Here is a 17850-nt window from a genome sequence, read left to right as displayed (position 1 = left end):
TCCGCCCCGGACCCCGTTCGCGCAGTTCCCCGCGCCCCTTTAAGGGGCGCGGGGAACTGCACAAGAAGCCCCACCGGACGGACGCCCGGGGGGCGAAGGGGAGCAGCCCCTTCAGGATGGGACGGGCAGGGGCGGCGGGGGCGAGGAGAATCTCTACTCCACGCCGATCAGCAGCAACGCCCCCTGACGGCCCCCCCGGTACACCACCGTGTCCACCGCCAGATACGCCTCCCGCACCCGGGCCTCCACCCGCTCCACCACGTCCTCCGGCGCCTCGTCCCCCAGCACCAGCGTGACCATCTCCCCACCGGCCGCCAGCATCCGGTCCACCACCGCCGCCGCGGTCACCGTGACATCCGACCCGATCACGGCGACGTCCCCGTCGACGAGCCCCAGGACGTCCCCGGCCTGGCAGATGCCCGCCATGGTCCAGGACTGCCGCTCGGCGACGACGACCTCGGCGTAACGGGTGGCACCGGCGGCGGAGGTCATCGAGACGACGTCCTCGTCGAAACGGCGGCCGGGCTCATGGACGGCGAGGGCGGCGATGCCCTGGACGGCGGAGCGGGTGGGGATGAGGGCGACCCGGACCCCCTCGGCGCGGGCCTGCTCGGCCGCGGCGGCCGCCGTGTGCCGCAGGTCCGCGTCGTTGGGCAGCAGCACCACCTCGCGCGCGTGGGCCCGCCGTACGGCCTCCACCAGCTCCCCGCTGGCGGGCGGCTCCCCGGGCCGGGCCAGCACCGTGGTGGCGCCGGCCTCGGCGTAGAGCCCGGCCAGCCCCTCCCCCGGCACGACGGCCACCACGGCCCGCCCGGCGCGTTCACGCGGCTGCCGTCCGGCCTCGCCGGTCATATGGGCGTCCTCGGCCCCGAAGTGGGTGATCCGGATCCGGTAGGGCCGCCCGGCCTCGACCCCGGCCTCCACGGCGGCGCCCGCGTCGTCGACGTGCACATGGACGTTCCACAGCCCGTCCCCGCCGACCACGACGAGGGAGTCGCCCAGTTCGTCCAGGCGCCGCCGCAGACGGGACACCGCCGTGTCCCCGGCCTCCAGGAGGTAGATCACCTCGAAGGCCGGGCCGCCCGCGTCGGGCCGGTCGTCCCCGTCGCACACCTCCGCCGCGGCCCCGGCGGCGGCCTCGGCGACGGCCACGCGCGCGTGCACGGCGGGAACGGCCATCGCCCTCGGCGCCTCCCCCGTGAACGTCTCCACCAGCGCCGCCAGCACCGCCACCAGCCCCCGTCCGCCCGCGTCCACGACACCGGCCCGCGCCAGGGCGGCCAGCTGGGCGGGGGTCGCCGCCAGGGCCCTCCCGGCGCCCTCGTGGGCGGCACGGGCGACGCTCGCGCAGTCGTCCTCGGCGTCGCCGGCCGCGTCGGCGGCGGCGGAGGCGACGGTGAGAACGGTGCCCTCGACGGGATGCGCGACGGCGTCACGGGCGGAGTCGGCGGCGTGCCGCAGGGCGAGCCGCAGTCCCCGGCCGTCGGTGCGGGGCGTCCCCCCGTCGTCGGCGAGGACCTGGGCCATGCCCCGCAGGAGCTGCGCGAGGATCGTCCCGGAGTTCCCCCGGGCGCCGATCAGCGCGCCGTGCGCCATGGCCCGCGCGGCCTCGGCGAGCGTGGGCAGTCCCGCTCCGGCCGCCGGGCCCGCCGTCTCGTGGCCCGCGAAGACCGCCTCGACGGCCGCCGCGGCCGACTCCATCGTGAGATACAGGTTGGTGCCGGTGTCGCCGTCGGCCACCGGGTAGACGTTGATGGAGTCGATCTCCTCGCGCGCGCGTCCCAGCGCCGCCAGCGCGAGTCCGCACCAGGTGCGCACCGCGAGAGCATCGAAGAATGTCTGCGGCACCTGCGGCACCTGCGCCTCCTTGAGCTGCTGGGACTGGGACGCAGAGTAGACCTTGGAGGGGTGTCCGCCGGAAGGGGGCGGAGCAGGGCTCCTGAGCGGCCATGGTAGTTTCGTTGTGCTGGCGCAGTCGTTGTATGCTGCTCCGGTTGCCCGATCCACATCGGGCCATTCCCCTGGCAACGCCACTCAGATCTCTGATCCTGTGATCATGATCCCGGCCTGCCGGGATCATCCGTAAGTGCATCTGAAGTCTTTGGAGTGACCCGTGGCTGCCAACTGCGACGTCTGCGGCAAGGGGCCGGGCTTCGGCAACAACATCTCGCACTCGCACCGCCGTACGTCCCGTCGCTGGAACCCGAACATCCAGCGCGTCCGTACCGTGGTCGGCGGGACGCCGAAGCGCGTGAACGCCTGCACCTCGTGCATCAAGGCCGGCAAGGTCTCGCGCTGACGCACAGCTAAGCGCGCGGCCACTGCTGGTTCGCTGCATCGAGCCGGTCCACCTGGAGTGGACCGGCTTTTTGCTGTCCCCGGCTGTCCCCGGCGGCGTCCGTCTCAGGCCGCCGGGGTACCCGGGCCGAGCGCCCACCCGTGGTCCACCGGCCCGATGCCCCCGCCGAGCGCGAAGCCGGCGGCGATCGCGCCCGTGACGTACTCCTTGGCCGCCGCGACGGCCTCCGGCACGGTCCGGCCCCGGGCGAGGTGCGAGGCGATCGCGGAGGCGAGGGTGCAGCCCGTGCCGTGGGTGTGCCGGTTGTCGTACCTCGGGGCCCGCAGCCAGTGCTCCTCGGAGCCGTCGGTGAGCAGATCGACGGCCTCCCCGGGGAGATGACCGCCCTTGATCAACGCCCATCGCGGCCCGTACGCCAGCACGGCCTCGGCCGCCTCGCGCATCCCGGCCTCGGACTGGACCCTGACCCCGGTGAGTTGGGTCACCTCGTCGAGGTTCGGCGTCGCCACCGTGGCCACCGGCAGCAGCAGCGTGCGTACGGACTCCAGGGCGGAGGCCGCCAGCAGCGGGTCGCCGTGCTTGGAGACGCCGACCGGGTCGACGACCACCGGCACGTCCGTGGCGGCCAGCAATTCGGCGACGGCCTCGACGAGTTCGGCGGAGGCGAGCATGCCGGTCTTGACGGCCTGGACGCCGATGTCGTCGACGACGCTGCGGTACTGGGCGCGCACCGCCGCGACGGGCAGCTCCCAAGCGCCCTGCACACCGAGGGAGTTCTGCGCGGTGACGGCCGTGACGACGCTCATGCCGTGCACCCCGAGCGCCAGCATCGTCTTCAGGTCGGCCTGGACGCCGGCCCCGCCGCCCGAGTCGGACCCGGCCACGGTGAGGACCCGTGGCGGCGCCGCGCGCACGGCCGGGCTCATGACTCGATGTCCCCGAAGTGGTCCCAGCCGCCCTTGCTGGTCCAGGGCGCGCCGTCGACGGTCACCTGGGGCAGCGCGGACGGGTTCTGGACCTCGCCGATCACCTTCCACCGTGCGGGCAGCTTCACGTCCTGCGGGAAGGTGGCGACGATCGCGTGGTCCTCACCGCCGGTGAGCACCCACTGGAGCGGGTCGACGCCGACGGCCTGGCCGATGTCGTGCATCTGGGTGGGGATGTCGATCGCGCCGGAGCGGATGTCGATCCGGCACTTGCTCGCCTCGGCGATGTGCCCCAGGTCGGCGATCAGTCCGTCGCTGACGTCGCACATGGCGGTCGCGCCGAGCGAGGCCGCGGCCGGGCCCGCGTGGTACGGCGGCTCGGGGCGCCGGTGGGCCTCCACGAAGGCGCGCGGCGAGCGGAAGCCCCGGGAGAGCACGGCGTGCCCGGCGGCGGACCAGCCGAGCCAGCCGGTGACGGCCACGACGTCGCCGGGCTGGGCGCCCGCCCTGGTCACGGGCTCATGGTTGCGCAGATCACCGAGCGCGGTGATCGAGATCATGATGGTGTCGCCGCGGACGACATCACCGCCGACCACGGCCGCGCCGGCCACCTGGCACTCGTCGCGCAGCCCGTCCATCAGCTCGGTGGCCCAGGTCACCGGCAGGTCGACGGGCGCGACCAGGCCGAGCAGCAACGCGGTGGGCACGGCACCCATGGCGGCGATGTCCGCGAGGTTCTGCGCGGCGGCCTTGCGCCCCACGTCGTACGCCGTGGACCAGTCGCGCCGGAAGTGCCTCCCCTCCAGCAGGAGGTCGGTGCTCGCCACGACCCTGCGGTCCGGCGCCGCCACCACGGCGGCGTCGTCGCCGGGGCCGACCCGGACCGCCGGGGTGGTGGTGAGCCGGGAGGTGAGCTCCCTGATGAGCCCGAACTCCCCCAGCTCTCCCACGGTGCCCTTCATCGTCGTATCGCCCCTTCTCGTGCCGCTTCCAGTGTCACTCGCGCCCGGTCGCGGGCCGTTGTCGTCCTCGGTACGGTCGAGTGGACCGTCAACTTCCGTAGCCCCCGCACCCCGGTGCGTGCGGCGCGGCCTCCGGGGGTCTCCCCCTGGTGCTCGGCGACGCGATACCGTGGCGTTCCTTTTCCCGACATGATCCACATGATCCTCGTGGCCGCCCTGGAGGTTCCGTGGTACAGGCGTACATCCTGATCCAGACGGAGGTCGGCAAAGCGTCGACCGTCGCCGACACGATCAGCAAGCTCCCTGGGGTCATCCAGGCCGAGGACGTGACGGGCCCGTACGACGTCATCGTGCGCGCCCAGGCCGACACCGTCGACGACCTCGGCCGGCTGGTGGTCGCCAAGGTCCAGCAAGTGGACGGGATCACCCGCACCCTGACCTGCCCGGTCGTTCACCTGTAGCCCCCGTCTACCCTTGCCCGGTGAACCCGTTCCGTCACCGGCGCCCCGCTCGTCTCGGGCTGCCCGTCCTGGCCGTCTCGTTGATCGCCGTCGCGGGCTGCTCCTCAGCAGACGACAGCGGCTCGGTGGCGGTTCCCGGCCCGGGGGCCGCCGCCACGAAACTGTGCCGGAACCTGGACGAGGTGCTGCCGCGGAAGGTGGACGGTCTCGACCGCCGGGATCCTCAGCCCGCCTCGACGCTGACGGCGGGCTGGGGCGACGCGGTGATCATACTGCGCTGCGGGGTGCCCCAGCCGCCCAAGATGGTCGACCCCGGGGTGGCGGAGGGGCGGGACGCCGACGCGGTGGCCGGGGCCGTCGACGGGGTGGACTGGCTGATGGAGAAGCGGGACGGGGGCGCTTACCGCTTCACGACAGCCAATCGCTCCGTGTACGTGGAGGTGTCCGTGACGGCCGAGCGGGCCGCGGAGGATACGTCGCCGATCCTGGTCGGCCTGGCGCCCGCCATCAAGAAGGCGGTTCCTGAAGGGGTTGCCTCCTGAGGGGGTGCCTCAGGAGGCCGTCGGGAGGCTGCGACGCCTTCGTGGCTGGTCGCGCAGTTCCCCGCGCCCCTGACGGGGCACGTCTCAGCGCAGGCCCGTCGAGCGGTGCAGCGCCGCCTGGATCAGGCGGTCCACCAGCTCGCCGTACTCGACGCCGCTCGCCTTCCACATCGCCGGGTACATCGAGATCGGCGTGAAGCCGGGGAGCGTGTTGATCTCGTTGATCACGAAGTCGCCGTCCTCCGTGAGGAAGAAGTCGGCGCGGACCAGACCCTCGCAGGAGGCCGCGTCGAAGGCGTCGACCGCGAGCCGCTGGACCTCGGCCGTCTCCGCCGGCGTCAGCGGGGCCGGGACGATGCCGGGGGTCGAGTCGATGTACTTGGCCTCGAAGTCGTAGTACGCGTGAGCCTCGGGCGGCGGGATCTCGGCGGGGACGGAGGCGCGCGGACCGTCCTCGAACTCCAGGACGCCGCACTCGATCTCCCGGCCGCGCAGGGCCGCCTCGACCAGGATCTTCGGGTCGTGCCGCTGGGCCTCGGCGATCGCCTCGTCGAGGCCGTCGAGGTCGTCGACCTTGGTGATGCCGATGGAGGAGCCCGCGCGGGCGGGCTTCACGAAGAGGGGCCAGCCGTGCTCACCGGCGAGGTCGATGATCTTCTTGCGGGCGGCGGACTCGTCGAGCTGCCACTCGCGCGGCCGGATCACCACGTACGGGCCGACCTTGAGCCCGAACGAGGTGAACACCCGCTTCATGTACTCCTTGTCCTGGCCGACGGCCGAGGCGAGGACGCCCGAGCCGACGTACGGGACGCCGGAGAGCTCCAGGAGGCCCTGGAGGGTGCCGTCCTCGCCGTAGGGGCCGTGCAGGACGGGGAAGACGACGTCGACCTCGCCGAGGGCCTTGGGCACCGAACCGGGCTCGCTGTAGACGACTTCGCGGTTGGCGGGGTCGACGGGCAGGATCACGCCGCCCTCGCGGGACTCGGCGAGTTCCTCGACGCTCGGCGTACGGCGGTCGGTGATCGCCATCCGCTCCGGTTCGTCGGCGGTGAGCGCCCAACGGCCGTCCCGCGTGATGCCGATCGGCAGGACGTCGTACTTCGTCCGGTCGATGGCACGCAGTACGGCGCCGGCCGTGACCACGGAGATCCCGTGTTCCGAGCTGCGGCCGCCGAAGACGACGGCCACGCGCGGCTTGCGGGACTGCTGCTCAGGGCTCTGGGGGAGGTTCTCGCTGCTCATATCGCGACGAGAGTACCCGGTGGTAGGGCGCGCGTCAGTGCCCGAACGGTCGCTTTCGCTCAGCGTCGCTCCGGTTTGGCGCTGCGCGACATCATCTCCTTGAGGGCGACGACCGGCGGCTTGCCGTCGTGGACGATGTCGACGACCGTCTCGGTGATGGGCATGTCGACGCCGTGCCGGCGGGCCAAGTCCAGTACGGACTCACAGGACTTGACGCCCTCTGCGGTCTGCTTGGTGACCGCGATGGTCTCCTGGAGGGTCATGCCCCTGCCGAGGTTGGTGCCGAACGTGTGGTTGCGGGAGAGCGGCGAGGAACAGGTCGCCACCAGGTCGCCGAGGCCCGCGAGTCCGGAGAAGGTGAGCGGGTCGGCGCCCATCGCGAGACCGAGCCGGGTCGTCTCCGCGAGACCGCGGGTGATGAGCGATCCCTTGGCGTTGTCGCCGAGGCCCATGCCGTCCGCGATGCCGACGGCGAGACCGATGACGTTCTTCACCGCGCCGCCCAGCTCGCAGCCGACGACGTCGGTGTTGGTGTAGGGGCGGAAGTACGGCGTGTGGCAGGCGGTCTGGAGCTTCTGGGCGACCGCCTCGTCGGTGCAGGCGACCACGGAGGCGGCCGGCATGCGGGAGGCGATCTCACGCGCCAGGTTGGGGCCGGAGACGACGGCGACGCGGTCCTGTCCCACCTTGGCGACGTCCTCGATCACCTCGCTCATCCGCATGGCGGAACCGAGTTCGACGCCCTTCATCAGCGAGACGAGGACCGTGCCGGGCGCCAGCAGGGGCGCCCATTCGGCGAGGTTGGCGCGCAGGGTCTGGGAGGGGATGGACAGGATCGTGAAATCGGCGTCCGCGGCGGCCTCTGCCGCGTCCGTGGTGGCCCGCACGTTCCGCGGGAGTTCGAGGCCCGGCAGGTAGTCGGTGTTGGTCCGCGTGGAGTTGATCGCGTCCGCGACCTCCGGACGGCGCGCCCACAGGGTGACCTCGCACCCGGCGTCGGCGAGCACGGTGCCGAAGGCCGTACCCCATGAACCGGCGCTGAAGACGGCCGCCTTGACCGGCTTGCTCACTTGCCCTGCCCCTCTTCCTGATGTTCCTGGGCCCGCTGGACCGCGCTGTGCTCCTGCCGCTTCCCATTGTCGACGACCGCACGCGCGCTCCTGCGCCGCTGCTCGATCCGCTCCCGCTTGGGGTCGTACGGCGTCGCGGGGGCCTTCTCGCCGCGGATCTCCTCCAGCTGGTGGGTGACGGCGGCCATGATGACCTCCGTCGCGTCCTTCAGCAGGTCGGGGCTCATCTCCCGGCCGTAGAAACGCGAGAGGTCGACGGGCGGGCCGGCGAGCACGTGGTGGGTCTTGCGCGGCAGGAGGTGGGGCTTCTTGGCGTACGGGGGCAGCAGCTCGTTGGCGCCCCACTGGGCGACCGGGATCACCGGGCACCTGGTCTGCAGCGCGACCCGCGCGGCACCGGTCTTGCCGGTCATGGGCCAGCCGTCCGGGTCGCGGGTGAGGGTGCCCTCGGGGTAGAAGGCGACGCACTCTCCGCGCTCCACGGCGTCGATCGCGGCCCGGAAGGCGCTCAGCGCGTCGGTGCTCTCGCGGTAGACGGGGATCTGGCCGGTGCCGCGCATGACAGCGCCGATGAATCCCTTGCCGAAGAGGCCGCTCTTCGCGAGAAATCGCGGAACACGGCCGCTGTTGTACTGATAATGGGCGTACGCAAAGGGATCGACATGCGAATTGTGGTTCACGGCGGTGATAAATCCACCCTCGGCCGGAATGTTCTCCATTCCACGCCAGTCCCGCTTGATCAGCACCACCAGGGGTGGTTTGGCGATCACCGCGGCGAGGCGGTACCAGAAGCCGATTCTCCGGCGGGGCACGCGGACACCTTCCTCTAGGACTTCCCAGGGCCTGTTCCGGGGGCCCGGAGCCGCACAAGTGTCGCCCCGGGCTGCCGGTCTGTCGAGAACACCGTACGCCCCGCCCTGCGGCCGTCCTTTGCGCCCAGGTGACAATGGCCGCGACAAGAGAGGGACGGAACGCCCGTGCAGTGGACCCTGGTCGTACCCCTGAAGCCCCTGGCGCGGGCCAAGAGCAGGCTCTCGGACACCGCCGACGACCGGGTGCGCCCCGGTCTGGCCCTGGCCTTCGCGCAGGACACGGTGGCCGCGGCCCTGGCCGCCGCGGCCGTCCGGGGTGTGGTGGTGGTCACGGACGACCCGCTGGCCGCGCGCGAGCTGGCGGCCCTGGGCGCCCGCACCGTTCCCGAGAATCCCCACGAGGGCTCCCGGGACGGCCTGAACGCCGCTCTGCGGCACGCGGCGGGCGTCGTACGCGATATACGCCCGCAAAGCCCCGTGGCGGCCCTGAACGCCGATCTGCCCGCTCTGCGGCCCGGGGAATTGACCCGCGTCCTGGACGCGGCCGCCGAATTCCCCCGCTCTTTCCTCGCCGACGCGGCGGGCACCGGGACGACCCTGCTGGCCGCGACCGGCGGCCATGACCTCTCCCCCGTCTTCGGCCCGGACTCCCGGCGGCTCCACCGCCGCTCCGGCGCGGCCGAGCTCGCCCTGGCCGACGTCGTCTCCGTACGCCAGGACGTGGACACCGGGGACGACCTGCGCACCGCCCTCGGCCTCGGCGTCGGCCCCCGGACGGCCGCGGCGGCCGCGCGCCTGCTGATCCCCGGCCAGTAGGCTGCGGCCATGCAGGCCACCGCGTACACCTACGACCCCGCCACCCGCACCGGCCAGGTCCTCCTGGACGACGGCACCCCGCTCCCCTTCGACACCCCGGCGTTCGACGCGGGCGCCCTGCGGCTGCTGCGCCCGGGTCAGCGGGTGCGGATCGAGACGGAGGGCGAGGCGGAAGACCTGCGCATCACCCTGATCACCTTGCAGACGTTCTGAACAGACTCTCACCGAGGCCGCGCCCGTAAGGGGCGCGGGGCTGTGTCGATTTGCGGTTCCGCCGCGTGGGCGCGATCAGCCACGATCGGCCCGCACTCGCCCACGAACAGGATCCCCAACGGCGGGCAGGCACTGAGAAGTCCCGAAACACGCCGCGGGCCGGGCTCCCCATTCAGGAACCCGGCCCGGTGCGTGTGAGTACCCGGCGTTCTAAGCCTGACGCGCGGCCGTCTTCTTCGCGGTCGTCTTGCGAGCCGTCGACTTCTTGGCCGGCGCCTTCTTCGCGGTGGCCTTCTTGGCCGGGGCCTTCTTCGCCGCGGTCTTCTTCGCCGCCGCCGTCGTCTTCTTGGCGGTCGTCTTCTTCGCCGCCGCCGTCTTCGAGGTGGCCTTCTTGGCGGTCGTCTTCTTCGCCGTGGTCTTCTTCGCCGTGGCCGTCGTCTTCTTGGCGGCGGGCGAGGTCGTCTTGCGGGCGGTCGTCTTCTTGGCGGCCGTCTTCTTCGCCGCCGCCTTCTTGACCGTCGCCGAAGCGCCACCGCTCAGGCTGCCCTTGGGCGCCTTCTTGACCGCGACCTCACCACCACGGGGAAGCTTCTTCGAGCCGCTCACCAGGTCCTTGAAGCCCTGGCCCGCGCGGAATCGCGGCACGGAGGTCTTCTTGACCCGAACCCGCTCACCCGTCTGCGGGTTGCGGGCGTAACGGGCAGGCCGGTCGACCTTCTCGAACGAACCGAAGCCGGTGACCGACACCCGGTCCCCGCCGACGACCGCGCGGACGATGGCGTCCAGAACGGCGTCGACAGCGTCGGCGGCCTGCTGACGCCCGCCGACCTTGTCCGCAATCGCTTCTACGAGCTGCGCCTTGTTCACGTCTTCCCCTTCGGAGACATCGCCCGAACGATAGTGTTCAAGCTTTTTCGCACGTTAGGCAGATATATACCGCAAATCAAACACGAAACGGGCTTATCACCCTTGTGCCGCAACGAACTCGGACGGTCATGGAGTTCCTTCAGCGTTCCTCCGCGGGCATTCGCCCCTCGTCGAGGTCCGTCGTGAAGCTCTCCAGACGCCTTGCCGCGTCGGCGAGATCGTGCTTGGCCACGGCCGTAATGACCAGCAGCTTCCGGGTCAGCGCCATGCGTACGCCCTCCGGGACTTGCAGTGCGCGCACCTTTGCGTGCGCTTCCTTGAGTTGGCCCGCGACCGCCGCATAGAGCTCGAGTTGGCCGTCGTGTTCCATGCACAGATTGTGCCATCTGGGGCGAGTTGTCGCCTGCGCAGGGGGCAACTGCCGTCTCCCCGGGGCCCTCGGGGCACCCCGGGCAGATGCCACACCATGATGCGCGTACCCCGGCAATCACCTTTGTAACTAGGGGAGTTGAAACCTTTCTGCACATGACTTCGAAGGTGCCCGGACCCGGACATGGAGGTACCCCCAACCGTGCACGATTGGGGGTACCTGGGGGTGTCGCGGTGGCTGGAATCCGCCTTGCGCGGCCCGCCCGAGGGTGGGTCCGCGCCGACGGATCAGACCTTCAGCGTCCTCGGCTTGTACGACGGCCGCTTGGCCTCGTACGCGGAGATGTCGGCCTCGTTCTGGAGGGTGATGGAGATGTCGTCCAGCCCGTTCAGCAGCCGCCAGCGGGAGTTCTCGTCCAGCTCGAAGGAGGCGGTGATGCCCTCGGCGCGCACCTCGCGGGCCTGAAGGTCGACCGTGATCTCGGCCTGCGGGTCGTTCTCCGTGAGCTGCTGCAGCGCGTCCACGATCTTCTGCTCCAGGACGACCGTGAGCAGGCCGTTCTTGAGCGAGTTGCCGCGGAAGATGTCGGCGAAGCGCGAGGAGATGACGGCCTTGAAGCCGTAGTTCTGCAGCGCCCACACCGCGTGCTCACGGGAGGAGCCGGTGCCGAAGTCGGGGCCGGCGACCAGAACGGTGGCGCCCTCGCGCTCGGGCTGGTTGAGGACGAAGGTCTCGTCCTTGCGCCAGGCCTCGAACAGCCCGTCCTCGAAGCCGTCCCTGGTCACCTTCTTGAGCCAGTGGGCGGGGATGATCTGGTCGGTGTCGACGTTGCTGCGGCGCAGCGGGACGGCCCGGCCGGTGTGCGTGGTGAATGCTTCCATGGCTGTTCAGACTCCAGCGGGCGCGGGGGTGTCGGTCAGGTCGGCGGGGGACGCCAGGTGGCCCAGGACGGCCGTCGCGGCGGCGACCTGCGGCGAGACCAGGTGAGTACGCCCGCCCTTGCCCTGCCTGCCCTCGAAGTTGCGGTTGGAGGTGGAGGCGGAGCGCTCACCGGGGGCCAGCTGGTCGGGGTTCATGCCCAGACACATCGAGCAGCCCGCGTGCCGCCATTCGGCGCCGGCCTCCTTGAAGACGACGTCCAGACCCTCGGAGACGGCCTGCAGACCGACCCGCGCGGAGCCGGGGACGACCAGCATCCGTACGCCGTCGGCGACTTTGCGGCCCTTGACCAGCTCGGCGGCGGCGCGCAGGTCCTCGATGCGGCCGTTGGTGCACGAACCTACGAAGACGGTGTCCACGGTGATGGACTTCAGCGGCTGGCCGGCCTCCAACCCCATGTACTCCAGGGCCTTTTCTGCGGCGAGGCGCTCCGAAGCGTCCTCGTACGAAGCCGGGTCGGGGACCGAGGCCGAAAGCGGCGCGCCCTGGCCGGGGTTGGTGCCCCAGGTGACGAACGGCGACAGGGAGGCGCCGTCGATGATCACCTCGGCGTCGAACTCGGCGTCGTCGTCCGTCTTCAGCGTCTTCCAGTACGCGACGGCCGCGTCCCAGTCCTCGCCCTCGGGGGCGTGCGGGCGGCCCTTGAGGTAGTCGAAGGTGGTCTGGTCGGGGGCGATCATGCCCGCGCGGGCGCCGGCCTCGATCGACATGTTGCAGATGGTCATGCGGGCCTCCATCGAGAGCTTCTCGATGGCTTCGCCCCGGTACTCCAGGACATAGCCCTGGCCGCCGCCCGTGCCGATCCTGGCGATGATCGCCAGGATCAGGTCCTTGGCGGTGACGCCCTCGGCCAGCTCGCCCTCGACCGTGATCGCCATGGTCTTGGGGCGGACCAGCGGCAGCGTCTGGGTGGCCAGCACATGCTCCACCTGGGAGGTGCCGATGCCGAAGGCCAGACCGCCGAAGGCGCCGTGCGTCGAGGTGTGGGAGTCACCGCAGACGACCGTCATGCCGGGCTGGGTCAGGCCCAGCTGCGGGCCGACGACGTGCACGACACCCTGCTCGACGTCGCCCAGCGGGTGCAGACGCACACCGAACTCGGCGGCGTTCGCGCGCAGCGTCTCCAGCTGGACGCGGGAGACCGGGTCCGCGATGGGCTTGTCGATGTCGAGGGTGGGGGTGTTGTGGTCCTCGGTCGCGATGGTCAGGTCGAGCCGGCGAACCTTCCGCCCGCTCTTGCGGAGACCGTCGAAGGCCTGGGGGCTGGTCACCTCGTGCAGCAGGTGCAGATCGATGAAGAGGAGGTCGGGCTCGCCCTCGGCGCGCCGGACGACGTGGTCGTCCCAGACCTTCTCCGCGAGTGTCCTACCCATCGCTTTCCCTCCGGCCGACGCGACAGCGCGCCGACCCAACTAGAGATCTCGGAGGTGGCGAGCGCGCGAATCCCCTCGTGGCGCGCCGGCCGCCGGGCTCGTCGGTCCGCGAGCCGTTGTTGTTCTGCTTCCAGAGTGGCAAGGTCCACGCGAAATTGAACTTGCGTTTCACAGAGTGAGACGCGAGTATCGTTGCATGGACAACAGTAGCGGCGTCGGCGTTCTGGACAAGGCGGCCCTGGTCCTGAGCGCTCTGGAGTCCGGTCCGGCCACCCTCGCGGGTCTGGTCGGAGCCACCGGACTCGCACGACCCACGGCCCACCGCCTGGCCGTGGCTCTGGAACACCACCGCATGGTGGCACGCGACATGCAGGGCCGTTTCATCCTCGGCCCCAGGCTTGCCGAGCTGGCCGCGGCCGCCGGCGAGGACCGCCTCCTCGCGACGGCGGGCCCGGTGCTCACCCATCTACGGGACGTGACGGGCGAGAGCGCGCAGCTCTACCGCCGCCAGGGCGACATGCGCATCTGCGTCGCCGCGGCGGAGCGCCTGTCCGGCCTGCGGGACACGGTCCCGGTCGGTTCGACCCTGACGATGAAGGCCGGCTCCTCGGCGCAGATCCTGATGGCCTGGGAGGAGCCCGAGCGCCTGCACCGCGGCCTGCAGGGCGCCCGCTTCACCGCCACCGCCCTGTCGGGTGTACGGCGCCGGGGCTGGGCCCAGTCCATCGGCGAGCGGGAGCCGGGCGTGGCCTCGGTCTCCGCCCCCGTGCGCGGGCCGTCGAACCGTGTGGTCGCCGCGGTCTCCGTCTCCGGCCCCATCGAGCGGCTCACCCGCCATCCGGGCCGTATGCACGCCCAGGCGGTGATCGACGCCGCGGGCCGCCTCTCGGAGGCCCTGCGCCGCACCGGCTGACCCCTCGAAGCGTCCGTCCCACCACGAAGAAGGCCTGCCTCAACGCCGCGGCAGGCCTTTTCTCGTGTCGTCGAACTCATGGCCCGGCAGGCCGAGTTGGACATGACGAAGGCCCTCCACCAGAGGTGGAGGGCCTTCGTCGGACGTACCCCCGACCGGATTCGAACCGGCGCTACCGCCTTGAGAGGGCGGCGTGCTAGGCCGCTACACAACGGGGGCGTGGAGCCTGCGGGCGTTCAGTACTGCACCGCCGCAGGTCCGAGCTGGTCTACCTGGACTCGAACCAAGACTAACTGAACCAGAATCAGTCGTGCTGCCAATTACACCATAGACCAATGTGGTTTAGACCAGTCAGTACCCCCGACCGGATTCGAACCGGCGCTACCGCCTTGAGAGGGCGGCGTGCTAGGCCGCTACACAACGGGGGCCCTAGCGATCCTGCATCGAGGTGAGCGGGTGCGACCCGAACTCTCCCCGCGGGAAGGATCTGTACCCCCGACCGGATTCGAACCGGCGCTACTGCCTTGAGAGGGCAGCGTGCTAGGCCGCTACACAACGGGGGCTTCGCGGAGTTGATCTCCGCCTGCAGATGAGCTCTGCGAGCTGGCCTACCTGGACTCGAACCAAGACTAACTGAACCAGAATCAGTCGTGCTGCCAATTACACCATAGGCCACTGGAACGCAAGCCCCTGAAGGGATCTTGTTCTAGTGTGCCCCGTCGGTTCCGGCCTTTCGGCCCGCTCCCCGGCGGCGCAGAAAGAACATTACCCGAAGGTGGACGGCGCTCCAAAACGGGTATCCGAGCCGAGGATCGCGGGGAGTTCGGCGAGGGTGGCGATCCGGTGCGGGCCGACGGGCGGGTCGACCGTCGCGTGGAGATCGCCGCGGTCGATCCAGACGGAGAGCAGACCGGCCTCGGCGGCGCCCCGGCCGTCGATCTCCGGATGGTCGCCGACGTACGCGACCTCGTGCGGAGGCAGCTCCAGGGCCTCGCAGGCCACGTGGAACGCCTCCGCGGCCGGCTTGTGGACCCCCAGCTGCTCGGCGCACAGCACCGTCTCGAAGCGGTCCCACACGCCGAGGGTGCGCAGCTTGCGCTCCTGGACGGGGAGGCTGGAGTTGGAGAGCACCGCGTGCCGGTGGCTGGCGGCGAGGGCGTCCAGGACGGGCAGGACGTCCGGGAAGAGGGCCCAGGCACGCTCGTAGTGGGCGACGTACCGCTCGAACCAGGCGTCCGCCTCCGGGTCGGTCAGCGGTTCGCCGAGGAAGTCCCGGACGCGGTCGCGCCGGGTCGCCTCCCAGTCGCCCTCGCCGGCCGCGTAGCGCCGCCAGTGCAGGCTGGTGAGGTCCTTCCAGCGGGTGATCGCCTGATCGACGGAGGCGTATCCGTGGAGGAGTCCCTCGACGCCCAAGTGGGCGCGCATTCCGGCGCGGTCGGCCGCGGTGTAGTCGAAAAGGGTGTCGTCGACGTCCCAGAGCACGGCCTTGATGTTCATGGAACCGACCGTAACCCGAGGTCGCTCCCCGTGTCCGGGGGATGAGGAAGGGGCGGCACCCGGGGTCCCCGGGTGCCGCCCCTCACGCACCGTGCGTCACACCGCGAGCTTCGCCAGCGCCGCGTCGATCCGGGCCAGCGTCTTCTCCTTGCCCAGGATCTCCAGGGACTCGAAGAGGGGCAGGCCGACCGTGCGGCCGGTGACGGCGACGCGGACGGGGGCCTGGGCCTTGCCGAGCTTGAGGCCGTGCGCCTCGCCGGCGGCCAGGACGGCCTCCTTCAGGGACTCCGCCGAGGTCCAGTCGGCGGACTCCAGCTTCTCGCGGGCCGTGCGGAGCAGGGCGTCGGAGCCCTCCTTCATGGCCTTGGTCCAGCTGGCCTCGTCCTCGACCGGCTCCGGCAGGAACAGGAAGTCCACGTTCTCCGTGATCTCCGAGAGGACCTTCAGACGGGTCTGCGCGTGCGGGGCGATGGCCTCCCACTTGGCCTCGTCGAAGTCCTCCGGCGCCCAGGGGGCGAAGGGAGCCTTCAGCCACGGGGCGCAGCGCTCGGTGAACTCCTTCACATCCAGCAGGCGGATGTGGTCGGCGTTGATCGCCTCGGCCTTCTTCAGGTCGAAGCGGGCCGGGTTGGGGTTCACGTCGGCGATGTCGAAGGCGGCGACCATCTCCTCGATCGTGAAGATGTCCTTGTCGGCGGAGAGCGACCAGCCGAGCAGGGAGAGGTAGTTGAGCAGGCCCTCGGGGAGGAAGCCGCGCTCGCGGTAGAGGTTGAGCGAGGACTGCGGGTCGCGCTTGGACAGCTTCTTGTTGCCCTCGCCCATCACGTACGGCAGGTGCCCGAAGGACGGGACCTCCTTGGCGATGCCCAGCTCGATGAGCGCCTTGTAGAGGGCGATCTGGCGAGGGGTGGAGGAGAGCAGGTCCTCGCCGCGCAGGACGTGGGTGATCTCCATCAGGGCGTCGTCGACGGGGTTGACGAGCGTGTAGAGCGGGGCGCCGTTGGCGCGGACGATGCCGTAGTCCGGCACGTTCTCCGGGGTGAAGGTCAGTTCGCCGCGGACCAGGTCCGTGAAGGTGATCGTCTCGTCGGGCATCCGGAAGCGGACGATCGGCTCACGGCCCTCCGCCTCGTACTGCGCCTTCTGCTCCGGGGTGACCTCGCGGCACTTGCCGTCGTAGCCGGAGGGCTTGCCGGCAGCGCGGGCGGCGTCGCGGCGCTCCTCCAGCTCGGAGGCCGTGCAGTAGCAGGAGTAGGCGTGGCCGGCGTCCTTGAGCTTCTCGGCCACCTCCTGGTACGTCTCCATGCGCTGCGACTGGCGGTACGGCGCGTGCGGGCCGCCGACCTCGGGGCCCTCGTCCCAGGTGAAGCCCAGCCAACGCAGGGAGTCCAGGAGCTGCTCGTAGGACTCCTCGGAGTCGCGGGCCGCGTCGGTGTCCTCGATGCGGAAGACGAACGTGCCGCCGGTGTGGCGGGCGAACGCCCAGTTGAACAGGGCCGTGCGGACCAGGCCCACATGGGGGTTGCCGGTCGGGGACGGACAGAAACGTACGCGGACGGAGCCGTTAGCCACGCTTGATCACCTTGTTGGTGAGAGTGCCGATGCCTTCGATGGTGACGGCGACCTCGTCGCCGACGTTGAGGGGGCCGACCCCTGCCGGGGTGCCCGTGAGGATCACGTCGCCGGGGAGCAGCGTCATGGCCTCGGTGATGTTGACGATCAGGTCCTCGATGGAGTTGATCATCTCGCTCGTCCGGCCGAGCTGGCGCTGGTCGCCGTTGACGGTGAGCTGGATGGTCAGGTCGCCCGGGTCGAGGTCGGTCTCCACCCAGGGGCCCAGCGGGCAGGAGGTGTCGAAGCCCTTGGCCCGGGCCCACTGCTTCTCGCGCTTCTGGACGTCCCGGGCGGTGATGTCGTTGGCGCAGGTGTAGCCGAAGATCACGTCCTTGACGCGTTCGCGCGGGACCTCGCGGCACATCCGGCCGATGACGACGGCCAGCTCGGCCTCGTGGTGGAGGTCCTCGGAGAAGGACGGGTACTGGATCTCGTCGCCGGGCCCGATCACCGAGGTGGCCGGCTTGAAGAAGGCGAACGGGGCGTCCGGGACCTCGTTGCCCAGCTCGCGCGCGTGTTCGGCGTAGTTGCGGCCGAAGGCCACGACCTTGTTGGGGAGCACCGGCGGCAGCAGCCTGACCTTGTTGACCGGGACCTTCGTACCGGAGAGCTCGAAGTCCGTGAACGGGATGCCCTTGATGATGTCGAGGACGAGCTCGTCCGGCTTGTCGCCCTCGACCGCGCCGAAGGCTACGTTCCCGTCGATGGAGAACCTGGCGATGCGCACGGGTTGCCTGCGCCCCCTTGACTGAGCTGGCTGGAGTCTGACGGTCCAGGCTAACGCGGGGCGGGGTGCCCGCCTCGCGCATTGAAGCGGCGGGCATGGGGAAGGGCGCCCGGCTCGTGCCGGGCGCCCTTCCACCGAGTCCTCACGGAGATCCGCCGATTCCTCACCGGAACCGACTTGAGTGATCGACGGATTCCGCGCGTACTT

19 protein-coding genes and 5 tRNA genes are annotated in these 17850 nt (G+C 70.8%); 6 read left to right on the top strand and 18 right to left on the bottom strand.

Features of this window, described 5'->3' with window-relative positions; translation table 11 throughout:
• Positions 1 to 153 precede the first annotated feature (153 nt).
• Positions 154 to 1857, bottom strand: a complete 1704-nt coding sequence (locus HW837_RS27095) for a DAK2 domain-containing protein (RefSeq protein ID WP_193381560.1) — start codon at positions 1855 to 1857, stop codon at positions 154 to 156.
• Positions 1858 to 2113: 256 nt separating this feature from the next.
• On the opposite strand from HW837_RS27095, the gene rpmB reads away from it, so the two are divergent.
• The gene (gene rpmB / locus HW837_RS27090) at positions 2114 to 2299 is read left to right on the top strand and encodes a 50S ribosomal protein L28 (protein ID WP_003993230.1); all 186 of its coding nucleotides are present in this window, start codon (positions 2114 to 2116) and stop codon (positions 2297 to 2299) included.
• 104 nt (positions 2300 to 2403) lie between these two features.
• Here the strand turns inward: rpmB and thiD are convergent, their stop codons facing one another.
• Complete coding sequence (thiD, locus tag HW837_RS27085; protein WP_177261905.1) at positions 2404 to 3225, bottom strand: bifunctional hydroxymethylpyrimidine kinase/phosphomethylpyrimidine kinase; 822 nt, start codon at positions 3223 to 3225, stop codon at positions 2404 to 2406.
• Positions 3222 to 4187 carry a thiamine-phosphate kinase gene (locus tag HW837_RS27080; RefSeq protein WP_045561482.1) on the bottom strand — a complete coding sequence of 322 codons (966 nt, stop codon included), beginning with the start codon at positions 4185 to 4187 and terminating at the stop codon, positions 3222 to 3224. Before HW837_RS27080 ends, thiD begins: the two co-directional genes overlap by 4 nt.
• 227 nt (positions 4188 to 4414) lie before the next feature.
• Between HW837_RS27080 and HW837_RS27075 the strand changes: the two genes are divergently transcribed.
• Positions 4415 to 4648, top strand: a complete 234-nt coding sequence (locus HW837_RS27075) for an Lrp/AsnC family transcriptional regulator (RefSeq protein WP_033526900.1) — start codon at positions 4415 to 4417, stop codon at positions 4646 to 4648.
• Positions 4649 to 4668: 20 nt separating this feature from the next.
• On the top strand, positions 4669 to 5190 hold the full coding sequence (locus tag HW837_RS27070) for a DUF3515 domain-containing protein (protein WP_045561483.1): 522 nt from the start codon (positions 4669 to 4671) through the stop codon (positions 5188 to 5190).
• Positions 5191 to 5274: 84 nt separating this feature from the next.
• Here HW837_RS27070 and HW837_RS27065 read toward each other — a convergent pair whose 3' ends face one another.
• The 3 genes from HW837_RS27065 to HW837_RS27055 are packed head-to-tail and all read right to left on the bottom strand — an operon-like array spanning position 5275 to position 8314.
• Complete coding sequence (locus tag HW837_RS27065) at positions 5275 to 6432, bottom strand: D-alanine--D-alanine ligase family protein (RefSeq protein ID WP_193381559.1); 1158 nt, start codon at positions 6430 to 6432, stop codon at positions 5275 to 5277.
• A 59-nt stretch (positions 6433 to 6491) separates the two neighbouring features.
• Positions 6492 to 7502 carry an NAD(P)H-dependent glycerol-3-phosphate dehydrogenase gene (locus HW837_RS27060; RefSeq protein ID WP_045561485.1) on the bottom strand — a complete coding sequence of 337 codons (1011 nt, stop codon included), beginning with the start codon at positions 7500 to 7502 and terminating at the stop codon, positions 6492 to 6494.
• Complete coding sequence (locus tag HW837_RS27055; protein WP_045561486.1) at positions 7499 to 8314, bottom strand: lysophospholipid acyltransferase family protein; 816 nt, start codon at positions 8312 to 8314, stop codon at positions 7499 to 7501. Before HW837_RS27055 ends, HW837_RS27060 begins: the two co-directional genes overlap by 4 nt.
• 165 nt (positions 8315 to 8479) lie before the next feature.
• Between HW837_RS27055 and cofC the strand changes: the two genes are divergently transcribed.
• The gene (gene cofC, locus HW837_RS27050) at positions 8480 to 9130 is read left to right on the top strand and encodes a 2-phospho-L-lactate guanylyltransferase (RefSeq protein ID WP_045561487.1); all 651 of its coding nucleotides are present in this window, start codon (positions 8480 to 8482) and stop codon (positions 9128 to 9130) included.
• 9 nt (positions 9131 to 9139) lie between these two features.
• Complete coding sequence (locus HW837_RS27045) at positions 9140 to 9343, top strand: hypothetical protein (RefSeq protein WP_045561488.1); 204 nt, start codon at positions 9140 to 9142, stop codon at positions 9341 to 9343.
• Positions 9344 to 9553: 210 nt separating this feature from the next.
• Here HW837_RS27045 and HW837_RS27040 read toward each other — a convergent pair whose 3' ends face one another.
• The 4 genes from HW837_RS27040 to leuC form a co-directional block, all read right to left on the bottom strand.
• Positions 9554 to 10210 (bottom strand): HU family DNA-binding protein, encoded by a 657-nt coding sequence (locus HW837_RS27040; protein ID WP_045561489.1) that lies wholly within the window; start codon positions 10208 to 10210, stop codon positions 9554 to 9556.
• Between the two features lie 139 nt (positions 10211 to 10349).
• The gene (locus HW837_RS27035) at positions 10350 to 10580 is read right to left on the bottom strand and encodes an SCO5555 family protein (protein ID WP_045561490.1); all 231 of its coding nucleotides are present in this window, start codon (positions 10578 to 10580) and stop codon (positions 10350 to 10352) included.
• A 287-nt stretch (positions 10581 to 10867) separates the two neighbouring features.
• Entirely contained in the window at positions 10868 to 11461 is a 594-nt protein-coding gene (leuD, locus tag HW837_RS27030) for a 3-isopropylmalate dehydratase small subunit (RefSeq protein ID WP_193381558.1), read from the bottom strand.
• Between the two features lie 6 nt (positions 11462 to 11467).
• Positions 11468 to 12892: a 3-isopropylmalate dehydratase large subunit gene (gene leuC / locus HW837_RS27025; protein WP_045561492.1), complete on the bottom strand. Its 1425-nt coding sequence runs from the start codon at positions 12890 to 12892 to the stop codon at positions 11468 to 11470.
• 196 nt (positions 12893 to 13088) lie between these two features.
• On the opposite strand from leuC, the gene ndgR reads away from it, so the two are divergent.
• Positions 13089 to 13805, top strand: a complete 717-nt coding sequence (ndgR, locus tag HW837_RS27020; RefSeq protein ID WP_020270051.1) for an IclR family transcriptional regulator NdgR — start codon at positions 13089 to 13091, stop codon at positions 13803 to 13805.
• Positions 13806 to 13951: 146 nt separating this feature from the next.
• Here the strand turns inward: ndgR and HW837_RS27015 are convergent.
• The 8 genes from HW837_RS27015 to HW837_RS26980 form a co-directional block, all read right to left on the bottom strand.
• Positions 13952 to 14024, bottom strand: a tRNA-Glu gene (locus tag HW837_RS27015).
• A 44-nt stretch (positions 14025 to 14068) separates the two neighbouring features.
• Positions 14069 to 14140, bottom strand: a tRNA-Gln gene (locus HW837_RS27010).
• A 20-nt stretch (positions 14141 to 14160) separates the two neighbouring features.
• A tRNA-Glu gene (locus tag HW837_RS27005) sits at positions 14161 to 14233 on the bottom strand.
• Between the two features lie 62 nt (positions 14234 to 14295).
• Positions 14296 to 14368: transfer RNA gene (locus HW837_RS27000), tRNA-Glu, on the bottom strand.
• Positions 14369 to 14408: 40 nt separating this feature from the next.
• Positions 14409 to 14480: transfer RNA gene (locus HW837_RS26995), tRNA-Gln, on the bottom strand.
• Between the two features lie 90 nt (positions 14481 to 14570).
• Complete coding sequence (locus HW837_RS26990) at positions 14571 to 15302, bottom strand: HAD family hydrolase (RefSeq protein ID WP_045561493.1); 732 nt, start codon at positions 15300 to 15302, stop codon at positions 14571 to 14573.
• Positions 15303 to 15398: 96 nt separating this feature from the next.
• Entirely contained in the window at positions 15399 to 16874 is a 1476-nt protein-coding gene (gltX, locus tag HW837_RS26985; protein WP_078853801.1) for a glutamate--tRNA ligase, read from the bottom strand.
• Positions 16867 to 17643, bottom strand: coding sequence for a fumarylacetoacetate hydrolase family protein (locus tag HW837_RS26980; protein WP_045561495.1), 777 nt, complete (start codon positions 17641 to 17643; stop codon positions 16867 to 16869). Before HW837_RS26980 ends, gltX begins: the two co-directional genes overlap by 8 nt.
• Positions 17644 to 17850: the final 207 nt, after the last annotated feature.

It is taken from the genome of Streptomyces caniscabiei, assembly GCF_014930365.1.
In the GTDB taxonomy this organism is placed as follows: domain Bacteria; phylum Actinomycetota; class Actinomycetes; order Streptomycetales; family Streptomycetaceae; genus Streptomyces; species Streptomyces caniscabiei.
This window is presented reverse-complemented; position numbering and strand designations above follow the sequence as displayed.